The following is a 9,113-nucleotide window of genomic DNA, read 5'->3' as shown; positions in this document are numbered from 1 at the left end:
TGATTTCTTATCAGGTTTTATGAAATTTGCATACATACTATGGGAAGATGTTGAAAATAGATCATATAGGTTAAATTAATTCGGGATGTTGTTATGCACTGGATTTAAGTCAAGGTTTGGTTGTCAACCAAACCTTTTTTATTGCTCATTTTCTCCCTGTTCGTGATTTCAGCAAAAATATACCCATTCCCAATTATAAACAACAAACAAGATCCCCGACTTCTTCAAGAAGTCGGAGATCTCGGCGAAGTTTTAAGTTTTACCCCAGTACACTGGCAAAATTGCACCAAGTTTGTCAAAATCTATCATGGATGATTTTGAACAACATCAAATTACTAGTGCTAGTAATAGTCAGATGATCAATAAACCCCGCAAACGCAGACCAAAAGCTACTAAGCTGAATCAGCCTTCTCAAGCTGCAATCAAGAAGAATGTTAAAAAATTACCCAAACGTTCTCAACGGCGTAGTTGGCTATGGTCTACGTTGGCTATGGGTCTGTTGTTAGGCAGTGCTAGTGTAATTATTGGTGTTGGTTGGATTAGTGTGCTATTTATTTTAAATCCTGCCCAGATTAGCTGGGTGAATGATTTTTTACCAAAATGGGCAAAAATATCTACAGGTAAACGAGAACTACCGGAAACACTGACAGCTATTGAACTCGGTTTAACTCAACAACAACGTCTATCTGGCGAAATCCTGCCTTTAGATGGTAAATCAGAGGAATCTTTTTTATTACCAATTTTCCAAAAACGCAAGAATTGTCAATCTCATTGTCAAGAATTGGTAGAATTGAGGATCTATAAACTTTCCCAGGATTTGGAATCTAAATTTCAGTCAGAAAAATCCTACTATTTAATTACTAAATTACCTGTTACTGGATTATCGAGAAATTTTGTAGAGTCCTCTTCATTTGCGGCTATTTCTGAATCAGACAATCAAGAAACCAAGACAAATTTACCTTTAAATCAGGTGAAAGCTTTTGCAGATACTAATCTATTTCCAGGATTTTGGTTTTATTTGCAGGGTGAACACAAAAATAACGATGATAATATTACCTATGGTCAAGTTGTCTATTACAATCCTACTCTGAAAAGCTTACAACAAATGTTATCTTGGAAGACCCGCAATGGGCAGTTACCTAAATGGCAACAGATAACGGGTAATGATTCAAAGGAGTTAATTATTGATCAAACGATAAATGTAGAACCAAATTTACAAGTTTATCAAGTTAAACCTAGTAAGTTAGTGGCTAATTCTATTTATTTAGAAGCAATTAATTTCCAAAAACCCGCAATTGATGAATTTGCTTTTCAACAATCTCTGTTATTAGCCAGAAATGGACTTTGGACTCCTGCTTCTACATGGTTGATATCTTTAGAAAAACAGCGTAAACAGCCTTTTTCAGCGGCAGCACGGGCGCAAATAGATGTAATTCGCTTACATTCGGAATTTACGAAAATGCAGGCTGAGAAAAATTGGGCAAGTCCTCAGCAACAAGTTACAGCGGATATTATTGATGGTCGTTGGGAAAAGGCTTTACAGGTATTTGAAACTTCAGCTGATTATGGTCAAGAAATTGCTAATTTACTACAAACAGATAAAGGGAGAATCTGGAATCGGTCTGCTGTAGCGTTACGACTCAATCCTAATCGTCGCGCAGTTTTAGCTTGGGTCGCACTAATTTTTAAAGTCCAACGGGGGGAAGAAAGAGCTAATGCTTGGTTGCAAGCACAACCGAATATTAACCAGGAAACACTCAATTATATTCAAGATATTTTAACTAAACTTGATGATGATAAGATCAATGCCCATAAAAGTCGAATTATTGGCACTGTCAACCAAATTAGTCGTATTAATGAGCAGGATTGGTTGCCAATATCTCTGCAAACTGATTTGAAAATTACTAATAATCAAGTTTGGTATCAGGTGGAAGTTAGTGCATTTCATGATGGTACAAGCTGGTTAAGTTATCCATTTGCTAATTTTGACCAACTGAAACATCAACCTCGAAAATTTTGGCGAAAAATTCTGGGTATTAGTTATGACCCTAGTATGCAAATTATTGTCTGGAAACCCAATGGAGAACAAGAAGTTACTACGACTACGATTAAAGCTGTACAAGTGCAAGATCAGGGTTTACGGTTGTTAATGTCGGGTTCCGCGCTTTCTGAAAATAAGGTCACATCTCTTCAACCTCAACCTTTAGCCATGACTGTGGATGCGTTGAAATGGGTAGAACCGTCTCCGGTATCTGTAAAGGAATTATATCAACAAAAACCCCAATTAGTAGAATTAATCTTGCCGACTATCTGGAGAAAACTACAACAGTCGGGTGATATAAATCCTGGTAATATTCCTGATTTTCAGGAAATGCGGGAAAAAATGGGTGATTGGCCAGTTCAATTGGCTGATTTAACTAATGATGCACAGCAGGAAATTGTCATAACTATTTCTGATCCCGCTATAGCATCTTTAAATCAGTCCGATGGTAATAACTCAAAACCAGTGGAAGATCAAAAACGTCCCCGGACTCTGATTTTGTCGGCGGATAGTAGAGTAATTTATAGTGATTTTGCCCATGCAAGCCAGCAAACGCTAATAGCGATCGCTCAACTTACTGATGACCAATCTCTAGCGTTACTGGTAGAAAATAAACAGGGCTATAGTCTGCAACGTTGGTCACAAACTAATCAGCAATTTGAATAGTCACCATTACAGGTAATTTATTCTTCGTCGCTGGGAGCTTCCACTTGTTCGCTTTTGAGACTTTGCAATTGCGCTAAAAGGGAATCTACCTCTGCTTGTAAGTCCATGAACTTCACTTGCTGATCGTCTCGATAGTAAGCCTTCGTTAACTTCTTGACTAAGTTAGCGTGGGATTCGCATTCGGAAACACTGGATGACATAGTAGACATAGTTGTTGGCATTAGAAACTTAACTCACACCATTTAGAAATAGTATAATATACTTATCTTAATCTTTGTTAAGATATTATATAGTTTTCATTATATACTCTAATCGGTTACAAATGTAGTGATAAAAGACTCCGATCATTGTGACTGTGTTCCGCAACTAACATATAGACTTGAAAAGTGGGATACTTATACCAAGAGCATTCCCAATCCTAAATCCTTAATTAAGAAGTTTTGAATCCTGTGACTTTGAGCCTGTCTGCTGCTAAATCTCATTGCCAACCCTGGCCAGGGCTGATAGAAGCCTATCGTCAATACTTGCCTGTCAGCGAAAAAACCCCGGTGGTGACTTTGTTGGAGGGTAACACACCTTTGATTCCCGTGCCAGCGATCGCTGAACGTATTGGCAGACAGGTGAAGGTGTATGTCAAATATGATGGACTTAACCCCACTGGTAGCTTCAAAGACCGGGGGATGACCATGGCAATTTCTAAAGCAGCAGAAGCAGGTGCTAAGGCTGTGATTTGTGCCAGCACTGGTAATACCTCCGCCGCTGCCGCTGCCTATGCTAGACGGGGGGGAATGAAACCCTTTGTGTTGATTCCTGATGGCTATGTGGCTTTAGGTAAATTAGCCCAAGCGTTACTTTATGGGGCTGAAGTCCTGGCTATTCAAGGAAATTTTGACCGCGCCCTGGAAATTGTCCGGGAAATGGCAGATCAATATCCCATCACTTTGGTAAATTCTGTCAACCCCTACCGGTTAGAAGGGCAAAAAACTGGAGCTTTTGAAGTTGTTGATGCCTTGGGTGATGCCCCCGATTGGTTATGTATTCCCGTGGGGAATGCGGGCAATATTACAGCATATTGGATGGGTTTTTGTCAATACCATCAAGATGGTAAATGCGATCGCTTGCCGAAAATGATGGGTTTCCAAGCCGCTGGGGCTGCACCCTTAGTAAATGGTCAACCAGTGGCACATCCTGAAACCATAGCCACAGCCATTAGAATTGGTAATCCAGCCAGTTGGGATAAAGCCATAGCCGCTCAAACAGCCAGCCAAGGCAGTTTTCGTTCTGTCACTGACGAAGAAATTCTCGACGCTTACCGACTATTAGCATCATCGGAAGGGATTTTCTGTGAACCTGCCAGCGCGGCTTCTGTCGCCGGTTTGTTACAGGTAAAAGACGAAGTTCCCACCGGGGCAACAGTAGTCTGTGTCCTCACTGGTAATGGTTTAAAAGACCCAGATACAGCCATTAAACACAGTCACGCCCAATTTAAACAGGGTATTCCGGCGGACATTAAAGCCGTTGCGAAAGCAATGGGATTTGATTAAAAGAATGCAGAATTTAGAATTTAGAATTTAGAATTACGTTTTGCAACGGGGATTTTACCCCGACGCAAAACCCGCTGCTTGTAGAAGCAGGGGACTTTAACCCCCAAAGGTAAATTAACACTTCAACCCATAGATTCTCTAGGACTTGCCGACACTTCTAGGGTGAAGCAGGAAGAAAAAGCTGGCTCTTGTTATCATTAGTTAGCTTTTTTGGATCGGATTGTAAAATATCCCTCTTAACACCCAAAACAACCATCATTCCCAGAGGTGTTGCAGTTATGCTGACTTTTATGTCAGGATTCTCACCTGGGGTTTCGTCCGCATAGTAGTGTATGCCAGATTCAGTAAAGGTAAATGATAAATTCTGACTATAGTAGCTAGACTGCTGTGCGGGTGTTGATTCCAGATTACCGAAACGCAACGTTAACTGATTTTCGTTCATAGAGACGACAACGGGAGGAAGGGGAATAGAGTTTGATGATTGAGATTGTAGGTTGAAAGGTAATTTTGAGCCTATATTGATGATATTAATCAAATCCAGCGGGAAAAAAGAGTCTAGAGGGGGGAATAAAGACGGCATTTTCAACCCCGGTTCTGAAGGTTTTGTTGGCTCTGAAGGATTAGTGCTATTTGCAGATGTGCTGGTAATAATTTGGCGGACTTGGCTTTCAGTTAGCTTAGGGTTAGCACTGAGCATGAGAGCGACAACACCAGCAATGTGGGGGGCTGCCATAGAAGTGCCATTGTAGTTGGCATATTGATTATTGGGTATTGTGGAGTAAATATTAACTCCTGGGGCAGTGACATAGGTGATTTCTTGAGAACCAGAACGGTTGGAAAAGTCCGCAAGCTTATTATTTTTATCCACTGCACCTACAGCAATTCCTGAATTATAGGCGTAGCGGGCGGGATAGGATGGCATTGAGTCACCATTATTACCGGCTGCCATAACAACGATGACGTTTTTGCTGCTGGCATATTCAATGGCTGACTTGAGAGTATCGTTAGAGGAATTACCTCCTAGACTGAGATTAATGACATTTGCACCATTATCAACTGCGTAATAAATGCCTTTGGCGATATTTGAGTAAGAACCTGAGCCGTTGGCATCTAGGACTTTGACTGGCATAATTTTGGAGTTATAGGCAATGCCGGTGACTCCAATGCCGTTATTTTCTCCGGCTATAGTTCCAGAAACATGAGTCCCATGACCATTGTTGTCTAGGACGTTGTTATTGCTACTATCAAAATTCCAGCCTTGAGCATCGTCAATATAGCCGTTACTATCATCATCTATCCCATTACCAGCTATTTCTTTGTTATTACTCCAAATATTATTTTTTAAGTCTTGATGGTTATAGTCTACGCCAGTATCTAGTACGGCAACAATAGTTCCTTGTCCTGTATATCCATTATTCCAGACTGTGGGAGCTTTGATCAGATCCGCTCCCCAATTATTCCCACCCACATTAGGAACGTCTGCATAGGGACTAACACCTGCGGCTTTACTCACTGCTAATCCAGCATTCACCAAGCCATAGCCATTTGTTGAGTTATAACTACTATTAGTAGCAACAGATGCGGTTGCTGCTAAATTATCTTGGGAAGAAGAACTATGACTACCCCAAATTATCCTATTATCAGTGGGATTTTGAAAGGCATTGGTTTGGGAAATGGCAGTATAATTGATTTTTTTTTGAGATGAAAAGTCCGCAGAAACATCAAGTGACATAAGTATTTAAGCCCCAAAAATGGTTATATTTTCTCTGACAAAGTAATTTTGTCAATATTGGCAAATTCAATAATTTGAAATTATCAGTTATTCTGCTTTATTAATTATTACTATGAGTTGGTAATGCAAAAAGATATTTTAATTACGAATAAATTAATATTTAATGAATGATGCTAACAACAAAAATAAATTAATATTTGATGACATAACCAGTAAAAATATGATTTCATGACAAAATCATGATTCTTTGATATTCCTGATAGCGATATACAGCACTTTCTAGTGTTATGAGGTACATATCCAGCGGGCAAGATGCCCGCACCACAAGAGTTTTATAATTCAATTTTGTACCTCATAAGAGCGGAAACCGCTGTATACAGAACTTTCCAGTGTTATGAGGTACATATCCAGCGGGCAAGATGCCCGCACTACAAGAAATTTTTGGGGATTTTATTTCTTGGAAGTCTCTTACAAATTTTGGTTTTTCTCAGGCTCAGGGTGGTCTGGTCAGTACGGCTTGATTTCTCTTACAAGCCCAGTCCCTTTAGGGCTGGGTTACTGACTTTTTCTCTTTCAACTTTCTCAACTTGCCGGGGAGCTTCCACTGCTGTAAATAATATTATGGCTTCATCAAAATTGATCTGACTATTTTTAAAGTCACCCATTTTCTGATATGTTAAACCTAGTTGAAAGTAAGCTTCTGCTAAATCACATCTGTTACCACTGATTTTATGGAATATTTCTATTGATTGTGAATGTTTAAAAAGTGCTTCTTCAAAATTATCTTGGATTCGATACAGTTCTGCTAAACCAGTTAAAACTTTAGCTACAAGCGGATTATAGTGAGAATTATAGTTAAGTTCTTGAGCAGATTCTATCCATCCATAGGAACTTTCTGCTTGAGAAAATTCTATCGCTGCATTATATATTTTCAAAGATTTTTTAATGTTTCCTAAATTTTTGTAAATTAGACCTAACTTTAATAAAGCATATATTTTACGCCATGTGCAAAAATTCACTTCAGTTCCTAATCCTGCATTAATTAGTAAAGTTTCTAAATTAAGTATCATATAATGTACTATCTCCGCAAAAATTCCCGTGAAAAGCGAATAATATACTTTTTTAGCCAAAGATTGAGGAAAAGTGTATTTTTCTCCTGCATTAAAGTATGAGTATAACAAAGCTAAATGTAGCCACACGGTTACTTGATATTTTTCTATTTTTAACTTTAAATTTTTATCTCCTTTTTGGATTATGGTTTCTATCCATGATTTGGTCGGTTCTAAAATATTTATGGCTGCTTCCAGTTCCCAGATGTCTATATAGTAAAAGGATAAATGGATTTGATTTTTGACTATCAATAATACAATCTCATCATAACTTATGTCTATTTGATGATTTTCAAAATTATTTAAAATACAAGTTGCTATTGCTAGTGATTGATGCAAATAATTAATCGCTATATTCATATTTCCTGACACTAAATTTATTATGCCTTCAATACTATAAATACTTGCTAGTAGATATTCAGATTTTATCTTTTCTTTCAGGAAATTCAGTATAGATATTACTTGTGTTAATGCTCCCATTCGATAGTAAGAAAAAGCCAGCATTTCATCAAATGACCAGCAACCATTTCTTCGTTGAATAATTATATATCCAGCTTGTTCAAAGTCATGAATACATTCATAATGATAATAAGCTTCAAAAGCTTTTTTAGCATCTTCCATGGTGCGAATACTTTTCACACTACCTCTCCAAAATTCGGCTGCTTTTCGGTTAACTTCCTCCCATTCTTGACTTGATTTTAACCTTTTTATGCTCTCTTCTTTAATCACTGTATGCAGCCAATACTTGCCCTTGGCAAATTCAAACAAACGCAAATTTTTTAAAGATCTAATTATATAGATACACTGTTGCTGGTCAGGAATATCCCACAGCAAAGCTAGTAAGGCATCTTCAGTCACTTGTGGTATATCCTGATAGCGATAACATCCTAACCGACACAGTAACTTATAAGCATTTGGATTTAAATTTTGCAATCGGTTAAATTGATTGACAACTAAATTTTTTAATCCTCTTTCCACCAAAGTACAATTTTCTTGCCAATAAGCAGTTGTATCCCCTTCATAATCTGTTTTTATTGACCCAAGCAAGATATGCATAGCTTTGGCATTACCCCCATATTTTATGTACATTTCTTCTAGTAAAGAAATATCAATCTTAACTTCGTGAAATGCCAAAAATTCTTGCCACGCTGATACACCTAATTCACTTAAATAATAATGATAAATTATATCAATACGGTCATCAAATAAACATTCTCTACTGGTAATTATCGTAAATGACTGCACAGTTGCATCAGCTAAAACCCTGAATAATTCTAGATAACGACTATGATTTTGAATGAACCTACCATGTTTATCTAGTGCAGGTTCTAAGCTATCAATTAATATCCCGACTTGGCGATTTTGCAAGTGTTTTTTTAATCTTGCGAGTGTAATACCAAATTCCCTGCCTGGTTCTTCTTCAAAGTATTGTTTCAGCCATTCTTCAACTACGCTTTCAACGCTAGTGATATTATCTGGTTCTTTAGCTATTTCTAGGGATAAAACTAAATCAAACCCTTGATTATCTAAGTATTGCCTAGCTAAAGTTGTTTTACCTAGTCCTCCTGGTGCCTGAATAACAATCATTTTTTGATGTTGATTGATTAGAGTATTAAGTCTTGCTAAGTCATTGTCTCTCCCAAAAAAATTAGAATGTTTGTTCTCAACAGGAAAAAACTCTTGATGGCAACTCTTCGCACTACTTATATCTTTTAAAGCTAGAATAACATCTACGTTGTGCTTGTATGGGATGTTTAATGTCTTAAATAGTAATTTAATTGCATACTCTTCAACATTCTGCTTTGTTAAAATTCTACGAACCGTATTACTACTTATACTTTCACCAGAGTTTTGCATCTGTTTCTGTATCCACGTAATTCTATTCCGTGGGTTCACGTGGTTTTCACTAAGAGTATTAATTATTTTTTCCTCACCCAACTCGGTTAATAAGTATGTCTGGCGATTTCTGGGGATTTTCATAATTCCTGGAGTTTAGAGGATGTTTGAAAAGTTTTTAATGT

At 37.7% G+C, this 9,113-nt stretch carries 5 protein-coding genes; 2 read left to right on the top strand and 3 right to left on the bottom strand.

The window, feature by feature from the left end; translation table 11 throughout:
• Positions 1 to 307: 307 nt before the first annotated feature.
• A complete protein-coding gene (locus tag FJR08_RS21625) occupies positions 308 to 2,707 on the top strand; it encodes a hypothetical protein (RefSeq protein WP_323294634.1) in 2,400 nt (799 codons plus the stop codon).
• Between the two features lie 17 nt (positions 2,708 to 2,724).
• Here the strand turns inward: FJR08_RS21625 and FJR08_RS21620 are convergent, their stop codons facing one another.
• Positions 2,725 to 2,916 (bottom strand): hypothetical protein, encoded by a 192-nt coding sequence (locus tag FJR08_RS21620; protein ID WP_148279126.1) that lies wholly within the window; start codon positions 2,914 to 2,916, stop codon positions 2,725 to 2,727.
• 240 nt (positions 2,917 to 3,156) lie between these two features.
• Here FJR08_RS21620 and thrC point away from each other — a divergent pair, with 240 nt between their 5' ends.
• Positions 3,157 to 4,251, top strand: a complete 1,095-nt coding sequence (gene thrC, locus FJR08_RS21615; RefSeq protein WP_015081148.1) for a threonine synthase — start codon at positions 3,157 to 3,159, stop codon at positions 4,249 to 4,251.
• A 157-nt stretch (positions 4,252 to 4,408) separates the two neighbouring features.
• Here thrC and FJR08_RS21610 read toward each other — a convergent pair whose 3' ends face one another.
• Both FJR08_RS21610 and FJR08_RS21605 read right to left on the bottom strand, forming a co-directional pair.
• Entirely contained in the window at positions 4,409 to 5,983 is a 1,575-nt protein-coding gene (locus FJR08_RS21610) for a S8 family serine peptidase (protein WP_254435828.1), read from the bottom strand.
• 527 nt (positions 5,984 to 6,510) lie between these two features.
• Entirely contained in the window at positions 6,511 to 8,949 is a 2,439-nt protein-coding gene (locus FJR08_RS21605) for a tetratricopeptide repeat protein (RefSeq protein ID WP_168634527.1), read from the bottom strand.
• Positions 8,950 to 9,113: the final 164 nt, after the last annotated feature.

The organism is Dolichospermum sp. UHCC 0260 (assembly GCF_009711985.1).
Taxonomy (GTDB): Bacteria; Cyanobacteriota; Cyanobacteriia; order Cyanobacteriales; family Nostocaceae; genus Dolichospermum; species Dolichospermum lemmermannii.
The sequence above is the reverse complement of the archived record's forward strand: the minus strand, read 5'-3'. Positions and strand labels throughout refer to the sequence as shown.

What these genes read in the sequence shown, in the direction of transcription:
- FJR08_RS21625 (WP_323294634.1), top strand. Translation starts at nt 308, where the DNA reads ATGGATGATTTTGAACAACATCAAATTACTAGTGCTAGTAATAGTCAG.
- FJR08_RS21620 (WP_148279126.1), bottom strand. Translation starts at nt 2,916, where the DNA reads ATGTCTACTATGTCATCCAGTGTTTCCGAATGCGAATCCCACGCTAAC.
- FJR08_RS21610 (WP_254435828.1), bottom strand. Translation starts at nt 5,983, where the DNA reads ATGTCACTTGATGTTTCTGCGGACTTTTCATCTCAAAAAAAAATCAAT.
- FJR08_RS21605 (WP_168634527.1), bottom strand. Translation starts at nt 8,949, where the DNA reads ATGCAAAACTCTGGTGAAAGTATAAGTAGTAATACGGTTCGTAGAATT.